The following is a 17,454-nucleotide window of genomic DNA, read 5'->3' on the forward strand; positions in this document are numbered from 1 at the left end:
TTCTATTTGCTCACTTTTTGTATGTTTGTTTCACCATTGGCAAGTATCACTTTTACAACATAAATGCCTTTGGGCAAATCACCAACCCAAATGCTATTGGTTTGGGTAGCTTCCAAAATTGCTTGCCCTAATTGGTTGTAAAGTAAAATCTTCTCAACAGGGACACCTGAACGCACATTGAGCGTATTTTCAACAGGGTTGGGGTATAACAAAAACTCCTGGTTGGGTTGTAAATGGTTTATGGGGTCAAAGGTGGTGAATTTCCAAGTATTTTGTCCCGAAAAACCTGTAAAAAAGTTCATCATTCTATCTCGGATAGCTCCATTTTCCATTTCTACAAAATAACTTTGAGCAGGTTCAAAGTTTTGAGGTGTTTTGAAACGCAGTTTCCTACCGCTAATATTTACTCCTGCACCGCCCATTTCAAATTCGTGAAAAATGGCGTTGTTTTCGGCATTTTTTATCCAAATTTTTCCCGAACCTGCAAAAATATTCTCATCAAATGTTATTTCCAGTGGGCTATCCACAGCTACCTGATTGGCTAAATGAGCAGGGCGAAGCTCTATAATTTGGGGGGGAGTATCTTCAACAATCAGGGTGTTGTCGTAGGAAAGGGTGCTTTTAGCAACTAAAAATATGCGAGGGTCAAAACTGATGCTTGCAACTTGCGTAGCAAAAGGAATTTTATGTTTCTGAAAATTCGCATTTTGGGCAAATCGCACAATAGTAGTATTGCCATTGATGTCGGTGATAGCAAGTTCAAAAGGCATCTTGAAAAAAGGTGTAACCGAAGGTTTGGAAGTGCTTTGCTCCGAAATGAGATGAAAGTAGCCATCTTTCCAGTTCCAAGTAATTTTGTAAGTAGGATACCCTTCGCCTCTGAACCATTGAGGTAGAAAATCTTGTGTGAGATTTACTCCTGTTACGCTTTGCACTACTCCTGCAAAAAGATTGTAATTGACGTTTTGATGTTTGTAGGTATTGGTAAAAGTAGATACTGCTTGCCAAAAGAGAGCGTCATTATTTACGAGATAGCGAATCATATGTATCAGACAAGCTCCTTTTTGGTAGATAAGTCGGCTATCAAACATTGCCGTAGTATTGAGCGAATCGGTCAGATACACACTGCCTCCGGGTTGGCTCATTACGTTGTTTCGCCAATTGTTGTAGGTATTCTGAGCAGAAGAAAGACTTACAAAATGCTCACGATACAAATATTCGGAATAAGTAGCAAAACCTTCGGTAAGTCCTATTTCACTGAAAGAAAACAGCGTGAGGGCATCTCCAAACCACTGGTGAGCAAGTTCGTGGGCGATAACAGTATTCGGAAAGCCCATCATAGAAGACATTGTTTGGTTTTCCAGATAGAAATTGTGTGGAACTTGGCAATGTCCATATTTTTCATCGGCAAAAGGGTATTCGCCAAATAGTTCGGAAAACTTTTCAAGGGTAGCTTTCGTTTGGTTCAAGTTGGTTTGGTTAGCGGTGATAGAGGCACTATCGTAAAGATAATTGATAATAGGAATGGTTTTGGCGTTAAAATTTGCATTTACAACGTAATCGGCATATTCGCCCACAGCAAAAGAAATTAGGTAGTAGGCAATAGGATATTTGCTTTCCCACTCATAACGCAATTTTCCACCGCCTACATTTACCACTTGTTTGAGTAGCCCTTGTGAGCCTACTCGGTTGGTGGCAGAGGTGGTAATATAAACTTTTACGGAATCGGCTTTATCGGCAAGAATTTGCTTGACGGGCATCCAGTCGGCAGTGCCATAGGGTTGGCTCATTGTGTAAGTATATTTTTTGCCATTAGAGGCGGTTCTTTGGCAAAAACCTGCATCAGGGTTGCTATTATCTACGGGACCATTGCCGCTGTAATAGATGATTGCCTCAAAAAACTCCCCTTCATTGATGGCACTTATCAAATTTACTCGTATTTCGTTATTGGTACGTGAAATAGCGGTACCTGTATGCGTAATATTTTTGACAACTACCGAGCTAATCGTATAGTTGGGGTGCAACTCAAAGGCAAAAGTAGTAATATCGGCATTGGCTTGTGCAAAAAAACGTACATTGCCCGAAATAAAAGTAGTATTGGTTTCTACGTTGAGGTTTAAGTGGTATTGCTTCACATCGTAAAGCAACATTTTGTTGTAGAGGTCTTGCGAAAAGTTTAGCCTTTCATTTTGCAAGCGAGCTAAATGATTATGCTTCAAGCAAGGTTCTTCCAGATTTTGGGCTTGGGCAGTGAAAATGAAAACAAGTCCAAAAAGAAAAGTAAAAAGTTGTTTCATAAGCGTTTTACAAAGATTTTTGCCCAAGTTACAAAATTTTTTTTACTTTTTATGTAACCTTTTGAAAATTCTTGCGTAATACAAATAGAAGGGTATCCTTTCTGTTGCGAAATGTAGCGTTTCAGTAGAGCTTTATGGGAAAGAAACTTTATTTCCACTTTCCCCTATAAAAAAACGAAAAGCCCGCAAGAAACTTCCGGGCATTTCAGTAGAGCTTAAATCTCAAACTTTATTTCCGTTACAAAGTTAGGTAAATTTTACGTATTTGCAAAAAAATCTTTTCTTTTTTTTCAGTTTATCAGTCCAAAAATTGTATTTTTTGGCTTGAAAATGAACTTTATTTCGTGAAAAATTATTTTCAAGCATTAAAATTATGCAATTTTTGGGCTATTCTTTTTTGTAAAATGCTCATTTTTTAGAACTTAAAAAAAATAGCGATTTTATTCAAAATTGCAAAAAACACGTGTAACTTTTATTGTTTTTTTTCTTGAAAATGTTGCCAGCCTTGTGCTTGTATTTTTACCAAACTTCCAGAACGCAAAACTAACTGAACGTCTTTTTCGGGTTCGGTAAAATAGCCAATAGTGCTAATTTCGGGGTGTAGTTTGATTTTCTCATAATCTTCTTGCCTGATGCTGAAAAGCAATTCGTAATCTTCTCCGCCATTCAGGGCGGCAGTAATGGGCGAAATATTAAAATCGTTGATGGCTGTATCGTAGGTTTCTTGGGCAATGGGCAGTTTGTCTTCGTAAATCATAGCTCCCAACCCCGATTGCTTGCACAGATGTAGCACCTCCGAAGCTAAACCATCAGAAATATCAATCATTGCCGTAGGTACTAAACCTAAATCGGTAAATTCATATACAATATCGGTACGAGCTTCGGGGCGAAGTTGCCTGCGTACTACATAATCTCTGCCTTCTAATTGGGGTTGCATCTCGGGATTGGCTAAAAATACCTGCTTTTCACGCTCCAAAACCTGCAAACCCATATAGGCTCCTCCCAAATCGCCTGTAACGCAAATAATATCGCCTTTGCGAGCTGTATTGCGATAAGTGATTTTTTCTTTTTCTACCTCTCCCAAAGCCACTACTGAAATGAAAAGTCCGCTTCGTGAGGCAGTGGTATCGCCCCCCACCAAATCTACTTTGTAGTTTTGGCAAGCAGTATGTATGCCCTCGTAAATTTCTTGCAGAGCCTCTACCGAAAAACGATTGCTCACTGCCAAAGAAACCAGCACTTGGGTAGGGCGGGCGTTCATAGCGGCAATATCTGAAATATTAACAGCTATGGCTTTGTAGCCCAAATGCTTCAGCGGCATATAGGTCAAATCAAAGTGTATGCCTTCTACGAGCAAATCGGTAGAGCAAACTAAATATTTTTCTCCTATATCCCATACAGAGGCGTCATCACCTATGCCTCTGATAGTTTGTGGGTGGAAGTGTTTTGTTTTTTCGGTAAGAACTTTTATCAAACCAAATTCTCCAAGCGTGCTGATTTCAGTGCGTTTCATTAGGAAAAAAGATGTAAGTTTTTCAAAAAGAGGACTTCGCCGAAAAGCGAAGCCCCCATATTTTCGCAAGCAAAATTAGTAGAAAAAATGAAAATTTTATCTTACTGCTTCTACTTCTGTTTCTTCTTTGTGCAAAGAGCCATTGCTTGCAAGAGAGGTTTCTATTTCTTTTTTGCCGAAAAGTTTTTGCAAACGCATTTTCCAATTTTGGGCAATCCAGTACATCAGCGGAACAAGCACCAAAGTAAGAATGGTGGCAAAAGTTAGTCCGTAAATCATTGTCCAAGCAAGCGGACCCCAAAAGGCTACGCTATCGCCTCCTAAATAAATATTCGGATTGCCTTCGGCAAAAAGCGTAGCAAAGTCAATATTAAAGCCAATGGCAAGTGGAATAAGTCCTAAAATGGTAGAAGCGGCGGTCATTAGTACGGGGGTCATACGTTCTTTACCTGCTTCAATGATAGCCTCTCGGAGCGAGTAACCCCTTTTGCGAAGCAAATCGGTAAATTCAATCAGCAAGATACCATTTTTTACAGCTATACCTGCCAAGGAAACAATGCCCACGCCAGTCATTACAATAGAAACTTTCATTCCTGTAATGGCAATGCCCAAAAATACGCCTATAATGCTAAACATTATTTGAGCCAAGATGATTAGCACTCGTGAAGAGGAGTTGAATTGCAAAAGCAGAATGGTAACAATAATTGCCACTGAAATCACGAGAGCCAGTCCAAGGAAGCCTTGTGTTTCTTTCTGTTGCTCTTGCTCCCCACCCATACGGATACTAATGCTTTCAGGTAAGTTGTATTTATCTTTGAAAACAGCAATTTGCTTTTCTACTTCCTGCACTACTGCGGCGGGATTGTAACCTGCCAAAATATTGGAAGAGAGTGTGATGATTTTTTTATTGTTTTTACGCTTGATACCTCCAAAAGTGTTGTCGTATTTCAAATCGGCAACTGCTGAAATAGGAACTTGCCTCAAAACGCCACCTTTTGCCATATCTCGGAAAGTAACTTTATGATTGATAAGGGCGGCGAGGTTATCGCGTTGTTCTTTGTTGTAGCGAAGCATAATCGGGTATTCGTCTTCGCCTTCTTTGAACTTGGATACTTCTTTTCCTAAAATAGCGGTGCTAATTTCGCTACCAATTTGTCCTGTATAAATGCCCTCACGCAAGGCTCTTTCTCTATCAATGACTACACGTAATTGGGGCTTATTTTTTTGAATATCGGATTGCAGTTTTTCAACGCCTGCAATTTGCTGATTTTCCAAAAAATTCTGCAAAGAATCGCCAACCATAATGAGTTCGTCTAAATCTTCGCCTGTAATTTCTACGGCTATGGGCTTTCCTGTAGGCGGTCCGTTGCGTTCTTTTTCTACGGCAATCTTAACGGTATGGGGCAGTTCTATGCTTTCTATTTCTTTGCGAATTTTATCCATATACTCCCAAGTAGATTGCCCATTGCGTTTCGCAAATTCTACAAAAGCAATTTGTATTTTTCCTTTGTGAGGTTGTGGGCTACGGTCGTTTTGGTCTTCGCTTGCCCCAATGGTAACATTCGTAATTACAGAAGTTACCATTGGGTTAGGTTGGTTGTTGGGGAAGAGTACCTTATTTACTCGCTTTTCCAAAACTTTCATTACCGAATCGGTGTAGGTTTGGTCTGTACCAATAGGAAGCGTAGTATAAACATAAATAAAATTCGGTTCGGCTTGTGGGAAAAACTCTACTGCTGGCTTACGCAAACCTACAGCAATGAAACTGAAAATAAACAAGAAAACAGCTCCTACCATAATCCAAGCAGGACGCTTGCCTTGCAATGTCCAAGATACCAGATTTTTGTAAGCATTCTGGACTTTGGGCCAAAGTTTGTTTTGGAAAGCAAAAATAATTTTACTCAACACATATTTACTCAAAAGAAACAAGACAAACATTGTGAAAGTAAAGTTGCCCAAGCCCTTTGAGCCTGCAAGGTGGAAAATAGTTCCCAAAAGCAAGAAAATCACTCCTACCCAAATAGTACCTTTGTTACGCTCATAGAAAGTTCCTTTTTTGCCTTCGGAATGATGATGATGTGGCTTCATAAAATCCACTGCAAATACAGGGTTAATAATGTATGCCACAATCAGCGAAGCTACGAGTGTAACAATGAGAGTTACAGGCAAAAAGTACATAAATTTACCTACAATGCCAGGCCAGAAAGCAAGCGGTACAAAAGGGGCTAAGGTAGTGGCTGTTCCTGCGAGTACGGGTACAAATACTTCGCCTGCGGCGGCTTTGGCGGCGGTTTTGATAGGCACTTTGCCGTTATCAAAAATGCGGTGAGTGTTTTCTATCACTACGATAGCGTCATCAACTACCACTCCCAAAGCCAATAGAAAGGCGAAAAGTACAATAAAGTTCAATGTAAAGCCAATGGTAGGGAAAATGAGAAATGCCAAAGCTACGGAAAGCGGTACAGAAAGAGCCACAAAAATAGCATTGGTTACCCCCATAAAAAACATCAAAATCACGGTAACCAAAATAAATCCAATGATAATGGTATTGATGAGGTCGTGCAATGTAACGCGTGTATTTTTAGATTGGTCGCCTGTGAAATCTACTGCCAAAGCGGCAGGCAATTTGTTTTCAGATTGCATTTGAGCCACTAGTTCTTTGATTTTATCTGCGGCAGAAATCAGGTTTTCGCCTCCTTTCTTAATTACGCTTAATGTTACCACAGGCTTGCCATTCATTCGGGCAAAACTTTCTTGCTCCTTGAAGCCATCTTTTACTTCGGCAATATCTTTGAGATAAATGTTTCCGCCCAAGCCGCTTCCTACAACTAAATTTTTGATAGTTTCTACGTCTTTGAACTCCCCTGAAATATTTACCGAACGCCTTACGCCGTCAATTTGGATAGTACCTCCGGGAATGGTAACATTTTCAGAACTTAAAGCCCGCTCAATATCGCCAAAAGAAATGGTTGCCGCTTCCATTTTATACTTATCCACATTGATTTGGATTTCTCTATCCAATGCACCAATAATATCCACACGGCGAATTTCGGGGAAACCTTCAATTTTTTCCTCCAAAACTTCTGCATATTTTTTGAGCCTATCCAAGCCAAAATCTCCTGAAATATTCACATACATTATCGGAAACTCCGAGAAATCAATTTCTTGAATAACAGGCTCTTTGCGAAGCGAGCTATTAGGCAGTTTGGGTTTTGCCTTATCTACGGCGTCTTTTACACGTTGTTTGGCTTCTGCTACGCTTACATTGGTGCCAAACTCAACGATAATAGACGAGAAACTTTCTACGGAATTGGAAGTTACTTTTTTGATGTCTTTGACAGACTTCAGCTCATCTTCAATAGGTTTGGTAACCAAGTTTTCCATATCTTTGGGCGAAGCACCTATGTACGTATTCTGTACGTAAATCGTAGGCACAACAATATCGGGAAATTGCTCTTTGGGAATTTTCTCGTAAGAGTACAAACCTGCAATTACCAAAAAAATGGTAATGGCATAAATGACGGTTTTGTTATCTATCGCCCAACTGGAAGCAAAAAATTCTTTGATTTTGTGGTTCATATTTGAAAAACTTTTCAAAAATCCTGAAAACTTCAATTACATTTTATAGCTGATTAAATCGCCGTCGTTCAAATCCTGATAGCCTGTGGTAATGATTTTATCACCTGCCTGCAAGCCGCTTAAAATTTCCGCAGAGCGATTGTAGATTTGTCCTACTTCTACTTTGCGTCTGCGGGCTATTTTTTGTCCGTTTTCTTCAACGGCTACCATAATATACGAGCCTTCCAAAGCATTCTGCACTACATTGATAGGCACTACAATCGCCGAGTTTTTAGCATAATTTTCTACTTTCAAAGTGGCAATCATATTGGGTTTGAAATCTTTATCGAAAGGAATGGCAACCTCCACACGAAAACTGCGAGAAATGTTGTTAATAGTTTGGGCAATGAAAACTACTCTACCTTTTACATTTTTTTTCAAATCGGGGATATGTACTTCTACCTCTGCTCCTTGCCTGATTTGCCCGCTGTACGCTTCGGGTACTTCGGCAACGGCTCGCAATTCGGCAGAATTAACGATTTTGATGCCCGGCATCCCCGGACTTGCCATTTCACCTACTTTCATCATCACATCTTCTACTACTCCTGCCATTGAAGCCACTACACGTGTTTTGCTGTATTGCTCTTGCAGAGTGGCAAGTTGTTGCTCTAAACTTTCCAAGTTGGTTTTTGCTTGTAGATAAGCTACTTCTGTACCTACTTTTTGTTCCCAAAGAGCTTTTTGTTTTTCATATACGGTACGTGCAAGCTCAATTTGGGCTTTGAGGGGTTGCATATTTTTGAGTATCAGACTGCCATCAATATCCGCTACCACTTGCCCTGCCGCAACAAAATCGCCTCTGCGTACATATACACCTTTTACAACGCCGGGCGTTTGGGCACTCACATTTACAATTCTATCCGTTTCCAGACGTCCCTGAATTTCAATGTAGTTGGCAAAATTAGAAGTTTGCAGTGCTGTTACTACTACATTCTTGGCTTTCATTATTTTGGTATTTGTGCCAAGCTCTTTTTCTAATTGAGCAATTTTTGCCTCAATTTCTTGTTTTTGCGTTTTCAAAGCCTCTAATTCAGCTTTTTTATCTCTTTTGCCTGTATTGCAAGCTACCAGCAGAGTAGCGATTACAAAGTATTGAGCGATTTTCATATTTTTATGGTTTTGGCTAAATTTCAAAATTTTTATTGTGTAATGGTTGAAGTTTGAACGCTTGAACCCTGAAACTCTCAAATTCTTTGAGCCTCTTGGGCAAACTTATTTTCCAAGTTTGCCAATAGCCTTATCCAAATCTACTTTTGCGATAAGGGCATCGTACAAAGCGGCGAAATAGTTGGTTTCAGCTTCTTTGTAAGCAGTTTCGGCATTGATAATTTCCACACTGCTTCCCACTCCTTGCTTGTATTTGATTTGCGAAACTCTCAAAACTTCTTTGGCAAGTTCCATATTGCGTTTTTGGGCTTCCAAAGTAGTGAGGGCATTTTTGAGGGTAATTTGAGCCTGTCGGGTTTGGAAATCAATGGCTTTTTGAAGGTTTTGCTTGTCTTGCTCCAATTTCAAGATTTCAAGACGAGCCTGCTGAACTTGGTACTTGCGTTGCATACCATTGAAAAGCGGCACACTCAACTGCAAGCCCACGGTGCCATAGCCAAGCCAACGATTGGAAAAATCGCCGATATTGGAAAAATACCTTGCTCCTGTGGCATAGCCCATTTGTCCGATAGCCACCAGACTCGGATACGCTCCGATTTGTTTGTTTTTGAGATTGAGTTTGTTCAAAGTTATAGCGGTTTCAAGGATTTGATATTCGGCTCTGTTCTGATATTCAGCTTTTACCTCGCTATCAGGGATTTGCTCCAACTGATAGTCGCGTATAGAGCCAGCTACTTCAAGTTCCTCTTGTACAGGCATACCCATCTGCAATTTGAGCAGTTCTTTGCTCAATTCAATGAGGCGTTCAACTTTCATTTTTTCGGCTTTTAGGTTGTTGGCAGTAACTTCCAAGCGAGTAACTTCAATGTTTTCGGCAAACCCTTGCTTATTGAGAGCCTTGACATCTTTAATGAGGCTATCCATACGGGCAATGTTGGCATCAATGAGCCTGGCACGCTCTTTGGCGACAAGCAGAGAATAATAGGCTTTGCTAACGTTTTCGGCAGTGGTAACTTTATTGGCTTTTGAGGTTTGTTTGCTGAGTTCTTTGTTCTTTTTAGCCGCCTGCAAGCCTACAAAATACGAGCCATTGAAAATGAGTTGGCTGATAGTAATACCCGCATCACCTTGATAGCGAGGGGCAAAAATACCTCTGACGGCTACAAACTCTGCATCGGGGTCGGGGGGCGAGCCGCTTCCTTGTGCCAGAAAGAAAGCGGGCAAGAAAGCAGGTCTTAGTTCAAAGTTGTAGAGAAGCTGAGCCGAGCCATTGATTTGGGGCAAACCTATGCCCAAATATTCTTGATTTTGAGCTTGTGCAATTTGCTCATCAAGCACCGATTTTTGCATTAGGGCAGTATTTTGGTAGGCATATTCTATGCACTGCTCCAAAGTCATTGTTCTTTTTTCTTGGGCAAAAGCACTTTGCCACCAGAGTAATCCTAAAAATCCAAAAGGCAAAAATAATCTTTTCATAAGCGTTTATTTTGGTATCGTATAGGTTTGTAAGTGTTTAGAATAATAGCTAAACAATCAATCCGTCTTTCAATTCAATAATTCTATCAGAGTTGCGGGCAAATTCGTCATCGTGGGTTACGGCAATAATGGTTTGATGAAATTGCGAAGTTAGTTCTCTGAAAATATCAAAGACAATTTGCGTATTTTTGGAGTCTAAGTTGCCCGTAGGCTCATCACCCATAATGACAGCAGGGTCGTTGATAAGAGCCCGAGCAATAGCGACACGTTGCTGCTGCCCTCCTGAAAGTCGTGAGGCTTTTTTAGAGGCTTGCTCGGCAATGCCCAAGAGTTTGAGCTTTTCGTAGGCTCTATCTTCAATTTCGCTTCGCTGATAACGCCCCAATTTGAGTGCAGGAAGCATTACATTATGCAAAACGCTAAACTCGGGCAGTAAATAATGAAACTGAAACACAAAACCAATATGTTCGTTACGAAAACGAGCTAGTTCGTTTGAGTTTTTACCTGTCAAAGGTTCACCATTGATTTCCAAATTGCCTTCATAGTCGGTATCCATTGTGGAAAGTACATACAAAAGGGTAGATTTACCACTTCCCGATTTACCTATTAAAGACACAAATTCGCCTTTTTTTACTTCAACACTCAAACCTTTGAGAGCCTGAAACTCTACGGGTTCGTAGAAATATTTGATGATATTTTCGGCTTTTAGAGCAAGTTCCATAAGTGTAGTATTTTTTAACCTCTCAAAATCTCAACGGGGTCTATTTTTCCTGCTTTGCGGGCAGGGAAATAACCTGCAAAAGTTGTAGTAAGCACACCGAACACAATGCCTATGGCATAATGAAAGGCTTTGAAATTGACAGGGAAAGTATCTGTTGCCAGAAATCCGCCGCTATCAAAAGGAATGGTAGAAACCCACCAAGAAAGCAAAAACCCAATCAGTAAGCCCGATAAAGCCCCCAAAACGCCTATCGTAAGAGCCTGTATCATAAAAATTCCTAAAACATCTTTTTCGGCAAAGCCTTGTGCCTTCAAAATGGCTATATCACGCATTTTTTCGTAAATGGTCATATTCAAGATGTTGTAAATGCCAAAGCCAGCCACTACAAGCAGTGTAATAGAAGTTACATAGGTGATGATATTGCGAAGTGTGAAACTGACTAAAATGGTAGCATTGGCTGTTTCCCAGTCTTCAATTTTGTAGTTATAGCGTTTTTGATATTCTTGGGCAATTTTTTTGGCTTGGTAATAATCTTTTAGCTTCAAATTGATGTCGGTAATGTAGCGAGTATCTTCTTTGAGCATTTTCTGTACGGTAGAAATATTGGCATAGCTTCTGGTGTCGTCTATCGCCCCGATACCATATTTGAAAATGCCCCTTACTTGCAATACTTTGAGTGTGCCGTCTGGGGTGGAAACGGTAACTTTATCGCCAACGTGCATATTGAGTTTGCGAGCCAAACCCACACCCATCAGAATTCCGTCATTAGAGGTAAGTAAATCTTCTATTCGTCCTGCTTGCATTTTGTTTACAAGGTCAAAGAGCTTATTTTCCTCAAAAATATTAACCCCTACCACACTTCCGCCTATCTGTATAGCCCCGTAATTGTAAAATACCTGTGTACTCACTTGTGGCGATACGCCCAAGACCTGTTCATCTTTTCTGATGTCCTCAACTATCGTAAAGCCATTTTTGAGGTTTTTCTTCTCTTGTTTGGGCTTGATATGATGCACTACATTCACAAATTGTTTGCCTTGCTTCCACTCGTGTAGTACGGAGGTTTTTTGCACGCCAATATCGTTGTAGATACGTATATGAGGCGTAGCCGAAAGCATCGTTTCTTCCAAAAGCGTATTTACGCCTGTCATAAAGCTAATCATCAGGATAAACATACCAATCCCGAAAGTAACGCCCAAAGTAGCAATAATGCTCTGTTTGAGGCGAGAAAGCATTTGCGTTTTGGCTATTTCAAAAAGTAGTAGCATTGTTTTAGGGCTTTAAGACTTTCGTATTATTTTCCAAACCTTGGGTAATTTCTACCCATTCAAAATTTTCTATGCCTTTTTTTATGGCGATTTTTTTCTTTTCGCCGTCCTTTTCAACCCAAAGGCTATCTTTTTCAAGCAAATAGGCTTTCGGAATAACCAAAGCCTTTGCTTTGTTTTGGATAATGATATTGGCTTCTGCCGTAAGCCCTGAAAATCCTTCCAAAACTTGTTCTTTATCCAATTCGGCATCTACTCTGAAAGACTGATTTTGTCTGTTGAGGCGAGGGTAAATTTTACTTACTTTCGCCTTAAATATTTTGTCTTTGTGCATATCTACTTTTACAAGCACTTCTTGCCCAATTTTGATTTTATCAATATCGGTTTCGTCTATGCTCATTTGCAAATAAAACTGCTGATGTGAGCCTAAAAGAGCAATTATTTCCCCTTTACGGACTGCTTCGCCTTCTTCTTTGTAAATTTCATACACTTTGCCTGCAAAAAGGCTTTTGGCTACATAATCGCGATTGATTTCGGCATTGAGCTGTACTTGGCTTTGGGTATTTTGCAAATTGAGCAACAAATCGTTCTTGGCTTTTTCGTAACGAGCCTTTTGCAGGAGAAAATTATTTTTTGAATTTTCGTAAATGAGCGTGTATTTGTCGTATTCTACTTTGGAGGTAGCATTTTCTTGCCAGAGGTTTTTGAAACGAACATAATTCACCGAATCGTTTTGCATTTGCGTTTGAGCGACCCGAATAGCTGTTTCCAACTCTTTGAGTACAGGCGAGTGGGTGTAGTCATAATTTTTTTGAGCAATTTGGTAGGCTTCTTGGGCATTATTGAGCCTGATTTGCTGTTGCTGGTTGTTGATATGAAACAAAACTTGCCCACTTTGTACGCTATCGCCTTCGCTTACCATTATTTTGCTCAAAGTTCCGTCAGCCATTGCAAAAACTCTGTATTCTTCTTTGGGTAGAATAATCCCAGAGGCATACACTGCTTCGGTCATTTCTTTGTGTTCGGCAATAAAAAAGTCTTCTTTTTTATTTTTCGTTTTGAGCGAAACCACTATCACCAAACCTACGGGTAATAGTAGCCAAAGCCATTTCCAGTGATTTTTTTTCTGCTTTTTCATATTTTTCTGCATTTAAGTTTGAATGAAATTGGTTTTCAAAAATTTTTCTTTCTAATTATCTTTGATTTTTTGCATCAACTAAGGTTTTTCCTTTGATTATTTCAATTTCAGCTTTCATTTTTTCCATTTCAGTAAGTTTTGCTTCTAAACCCTCATATTTAGCTTTAAGCATAGTTATTTCTTGCTTTTGGTTTTCAATGAGTTTTTGTTGTTCTTGGATAGCTTTAATGATTGGCATCATAAAATCTACATAACGTAGGCTATACACTTCTTTTTCATTTTTGGGAATATCTATACCTGTAAAATGGGTGTATCCACTGGCTTTCATTGCTTCCTCTACTTCTTGGGCAAGCAGACCAACGAAGCGAGTATTTTGGATTTGCTTATGGTCTATGTTTTTTAGAAGGCTATCAGGCGTGCCCCAGATTTGGTGTAAAACTTCGGGGTTTTCGTTGTAGCTCACGGGGCGAAGTTTCAAAATGAAGTCCAAACCTTTTACATCATCAGCAATGTTAGTTTTGAAACGCTGGTCGGAGTATGCCGTAATGCCTGTTACTTGTGCTCGGATTTGTGTAATAGCCGTATTGCCTAATAATATTTGATTGTTTGCTGTATTTTGAGCATTGGCAATACCATAGCCAAGCATTGAAACGTTGGTACGATTTACGGTAGGATAAGAATTACCTCCAACAAAAGTACATTGATTAAAATCTACGTTAGCAGCTCCATATCCTGCCAAGTATCCGATAGATACGTTACTTGAACCCGTTATATTGAAAAAAAGGGCTTGATAACCACTAGCAGTATTGTAATTACCCGTCGTATTATAATAAATAGCTCCCCTCCCACTGGCGATATTTCGAACACCCGTTGTGTTGGAGTAAAGGGCACTAACGCCATTGGCGATATTGCTAGAACCCGTTGTGTTGAAAAAAAGGGCATTAACGCCATTAGCGGTATTATTATTACCCGTTGTGTTGGAATAAAGGGCATTAACGCCATTAGCGATATTGAAATCACCTGTTGTGTTGGAATAAAGAGCTTGAACGCCATTAGCGGTATTACTATTACCTGTTGTGTTGGAATAAAGAGCTTGAACACCATTAGCGGTATTCTGATAACCCGTTGTGTTGGAATAAAGGGCAGCATAGCCATTGGCGGTGTTTTCAGAGCCCGTCGTGTTGGTCTCAAGGGTAGAACGACCAATAGCGACATTCCTTTGACCTGTTGTGTTTTCATAAAGAGCAGCATAGCCATTAGCGGTATTGTCAGACCCCGTCGTGTTGGTCTCAAGGGCAGAACGACCAATAGCGACATTCCTTTGACCCGTTGTGTTAGAATAAAGGGCATTTGTTCCATTAGCAGTATTGTCAGACCCCGTCGTATTAGAGTAAAGGGCTTGAATGCCATTAGCGGTATTCTGATTACCTGTTGTGTTGGAAAAAAGGGCATTAACTCCGTAAGCGGTATTGTTATTCCCCGTTGTATTGGAATAAAGGGCTTGAACGCCAACGGCGACATTCCTTTGACCCGTTGTATTGGAAAAAAGGGCATTAACGCCATTAGCGGTATTATAATTCCCTGTTGTATTAGAAAAAAGGGCATTAACGCCATTAGCGGTATTCTGCTCACCCGTTGTGTTGGAATACAGAGTTTGAAAGCCATTGGCAGAATTGAAAATACCCGTTATGTTAGAGCGTAATGCAAAATTTCCTATGGCGGTGTTTTGAATACCATTGGTCGTTGCAGTAGGTTGGTTACTATAAAGTGCTTCATAGCCTACAGCAACATTGTTGCTATTCCATGCTGTGCCACCATTGTTGAAAGATTGTGTGAATAAAGCGTTTCTTCCGATGGCTATATTTCGACTTGCAGTAGTATTGGAATAAAGGTTACCATAGCCAATAGCGGTATTGTTATTCCCCGTTGTGTTGGAGTACAGGGCTTGAAAACCTATCCCCGTGTTATTTGTGGCTATATTTAAATTTCCTGCCTGATAGCCCAAGAAGGTGGGTCCGTTATTATCTATACGCCCCGCTTTTTGGTTATTAACCTGAAAATTCAAGGGTACATTATCCGTAGTACCCAAAAAATGAGTGCCATCAATTGTACCTGCGTTACCAGTAAGTAACCAACCTTCGTTGCCATTTGTCAATTTTCTCCAAGTAGTGTTTGGTAAATCATAATACCAGAAACCGGTGCTGCCATCAGTTTGGTAGATGAGTAAGCCATTGGCGGGGGCAGCAATGGCTCCTCGCTGGGCGAGCGTCATTCGGGGTATCAGCAATCCTTTTTCAGTAGATTTTACATCAAGCATTGCCGAGTTATCGGGTGCAGAGGCATCATTATTGATACCTACTCCCTGAGCTAAGGTTTGTTTCCAACAACAAACCAAGACGATGGACAAATAAAGTGTTCTCATAAGAGAAGATTTTAGTGTAAAAACTTGATGTAAAGAAAAAGGAAATCAGTAGCAGGAACAAAAATAGATGAGCGAAAGCCCAAAAAAAGAAGTTGAAGTGTAGAATAATGCCAATAAAATGTGTGTGGCTATAATGAAATTTAGGGAAGTTAGTAGAGAGTGATACTCATTTCAAAAAATTACAAAACCTTAGTAAATATCAGAGAAAGGCTGAAAAGAGTATTGTATAGTGATAAAAACTTACACTTTTTTATCGGAGGTATATTTGGGATTTCTATGCTATAAAACAAAAAATATACAGAAGGCAGGAAAAATGCAAGGTGGTGATTTTTAGCAATGTATTCCCAAGCTATCTATCAGAGCTTTACGCTCTGATAGAGGTTTATTTTTTTGGTTAATTTTACTGCTTCACTATTTTCACAAACTCTACGGCTCTTGCTTGCGAAATTTTTAGAATATACGCCCCTGCCGCAAGTGGCTTAATATGCTCCGATAAATTCCATTCTATACGCTCCCCTTCCAAAGTTTTCAATACCAGCGTTCTACCCAAATTATCCAATAACTCTATCTGAACACTTTTTTCACTCGGATTGTATAACTTCACCCACAACTCCTCCCGAAATGGATTCGGATAAACGCCCACATAAAACGCCTTATCAAACTGCACCGATTGGGCGGGGGTGGCTCGCCTTACTCCACCTGCCTCTACTCCTACCAAACGATAATATAAAATATTTCTGCCCAAACCTTTTGCATTCATATCGCTGTACTGATACACATTGTTGGCAAGGTTTTTCGCCTTTTCGGTATGGATTGTTTCAAAATTTTGATTATCAAAACTTCGCTGCAACTCATAATAAACCAAATTTTGCTCATTTTGGCTTCGCCAAGTAGCTTCTACATCTTTACCTTCTCTTAATTTCACCTCAAAGCTAAGTAAGCTCACCGGCAATGGATTCGCTAAATCCGATACCGTAAAAGCATTCCGTAGGGTAGATAGTGTTAGATTACTCTCGGTATGGCTCCGTGCAGATAAATCCAATAAACCTCCATTTACCAAAATCCAAGGATTGGCGATTGTAAAGGGACTTTCCGTCCGCCAGAACTGCATCTGCATCAGATTTTTCCCATTGTCCCAATCCGAGAGCCACGAAATGCTGATGTCCCTACTACCTGCTCCTGTGTTGCTGATATCTACTTGCCAATGGGCATCGATACTTTCCGATGTCCCAATATTCACAAAACCTTGTGAAGGCACAAAGCCTCTACTACTGGCTGAGCCATCGCCCGAACGACGAGTAAGTTCCAATGTCCCTACATCGCCCCCAGATGCCATCGTAAAATGAAGAAATGTAGCAAAGGCGGTCGCATTCACCGCTCGCCCTTCCATAATCGCTGTCCCTCTGATATGATTGGCATTCGTTTCCGTAGGATTGAGTGCCGTTGTCGCAAAACGTATCGGACTTGCTTCGGCGGTGAATAGACGACCATTCGTGAGTAATAATTCACTATGAATACGCAATGAACCCGTATTCAAGACACTCACACCGTTGCCTGCTCCATTATTCACCTCAAAAGTGCCCACATTCACCACTTGGATACCCTGTATTTGTTGCTCTGTGCTTCCAATCATTCGCAGCGTACCCGAATTGCCATTAAAAACGCCATTATTTACTAAATCCCTACCCACTGCATTGCCTACCAAATTTATCGTTCCATTGTGGTTAAGCGTACTACCTGCATTATTTTGAAGATGCAAGCCATTTACTATCAAATTTGTACCTGTACTTATTTGCGTAGTTGTACCAGAAGTGAAAACCACTTGGGCAAATAACATTTGACACAAAAACAGAGAAAAAAGTAGAAAAAATGAAAATTTCATATCTGAAATATTTTG

Annotated in this window: 10 protein-coding genes; all 10 read right to left on the minus strand. The window is 40.2% G+C overall.

Annotation, left to right across the window (positions count from 1 at the left end):
* Positions 1–2: 2 nt before the first annotated feature.
* The 10 genes from ACWITO_RS02710 to ACWITO_RS02755 all read right to left on the minus strand — a co-directional run bounded on the left by ACWITO_RS02710 (position 3) and on the right by ACWITO_RS02755 (position 17,439).
* Positions 3–2,297, minus strand: coding sequence for a M1 family aminopeptidase (locus ACWITO_RS02710; protein WP_448528471.1), 2,295 nt, complete (start codon positions 2,295–2,297; stop codon positions 3–5).
* Positions 2,298–2,769: 472 nt separating this feature from the next.
* Entirely contained in the window at positions 2,770–3,810 is a 1,041-nt protein-coding gene (thiL, locus tag ACWITO_RS02715; protein ID WP_448528472.1) for a thiamine-phosphate kinase, read from the minus strand.
* Between the two features lie 96 nt (positions 3,811–3,906).
* The gene (locus tag ACWITO_RS02720; RefSeq protein WP_448528473.1) at positions 3,907–7,389 is read right to left on the minus strand and encodes an efflux RND transporter permease subunit; all 3,483 of its coding nucleotides are present in this window, start codon (positions 7,387–7,389) and stop codon (positions 3,907–3,909) included.
* Positions 7,390–7,425: 36 nt separating this feature from the next.
* The gene (locus ACWITO_RS02725; RefSeq protein ID WP_448528474.1) at positions 7,426–8,535 is read right to left on the minus strand and encodes an efflux RND transporter periplasmic adaptor subunit; all 1,110 of its coding nucleotides are present in this window, start codon (positions 8,533–8,535) and stop codon (positions 7,426–7,428) included.
* 105 nt (positions 8,536–8,640) lie between these two features.
* Entirely contained in the window at positions 8,641–10,011 is a 1,371-nt protein-coding gene (locus ACWITO_RS02730; RefSeq protein ID WP_448528475.1) for a TolC family protein, read from the minus strand.
* A 49-nt stretch (positions 10,012–10,060) separates the two neighbouring features.
* Positions 10,061–10,732 (minus strand): ABC transporter ATP-binding protein, encoded by a 672-nt coding sequence (locus ACWITO_RS02735; protein WP_448528476.1) that lies wholly within the window; start codon positions 10,730–10,732, stop codon positions 10,061–10,063.
* A 14-nt stretch (positions 10,733–10,746) separates the two neighbouring features.
* Positions 10,747–11,997 carry an ABC transporter permease gene (locus ACWITO_RS02740; protein ID WP_448528477.1) on the minus strand — a complete coding sequence of 417 codons (1,251 nt, stop codon included), beginning with the start codon at positions 11,995–11,997 and terminating at the stop codon, positions 10,747–10,749.
* Between the two features lie 4 nt (positions 11,998–12,001).
* Positions 12,002–13,135 (minus strand): efflux RND transporter periplasmic adaptor subunit, encoded by a 1,134-nt coding sequence (locus ACWITO_RS02745; protein ID WP_448528478.1) that lies wholly within the window; start codon positions 13,133–13,135, stop codon positions 12,002–12,004.
* Positions 13,136–13,190: 55 nt separating this feature from the next.
* Positions 13,191–15,557 carry a tail fiber domain-containing protein gene (locus ACWITO_RS02750; protein WP_448528479.1) on the minus strand — a complete coding sequence of 789 codons (2,367 nt, stop codon included), beginning with the start codon at positions 15,555–15,557 and terminating at the stop codon, positions 13,191–13,193.
* A gap of 400 nt (positions 15,558–15,957) precedes the next feature.
* Positions 15,958–17,439 carry a T9SS type A sorting domain-containing protein gene (locus tag ACWITO_RS02755; protein WP_448528480.1) on the minus strand — a complete coding sequence of 494 codons (1,482 nt, stop codon included), beginning with the start codon at positions 17,437–17,439 and terminating at the stop codon, positions 15,958–15,960.
* Positions 17,440–17,454: the final 15 nt, after the last annotated feature.

The sequence above is a fragment of the Raineya sp. genome, from assembly GCF_053497555.1.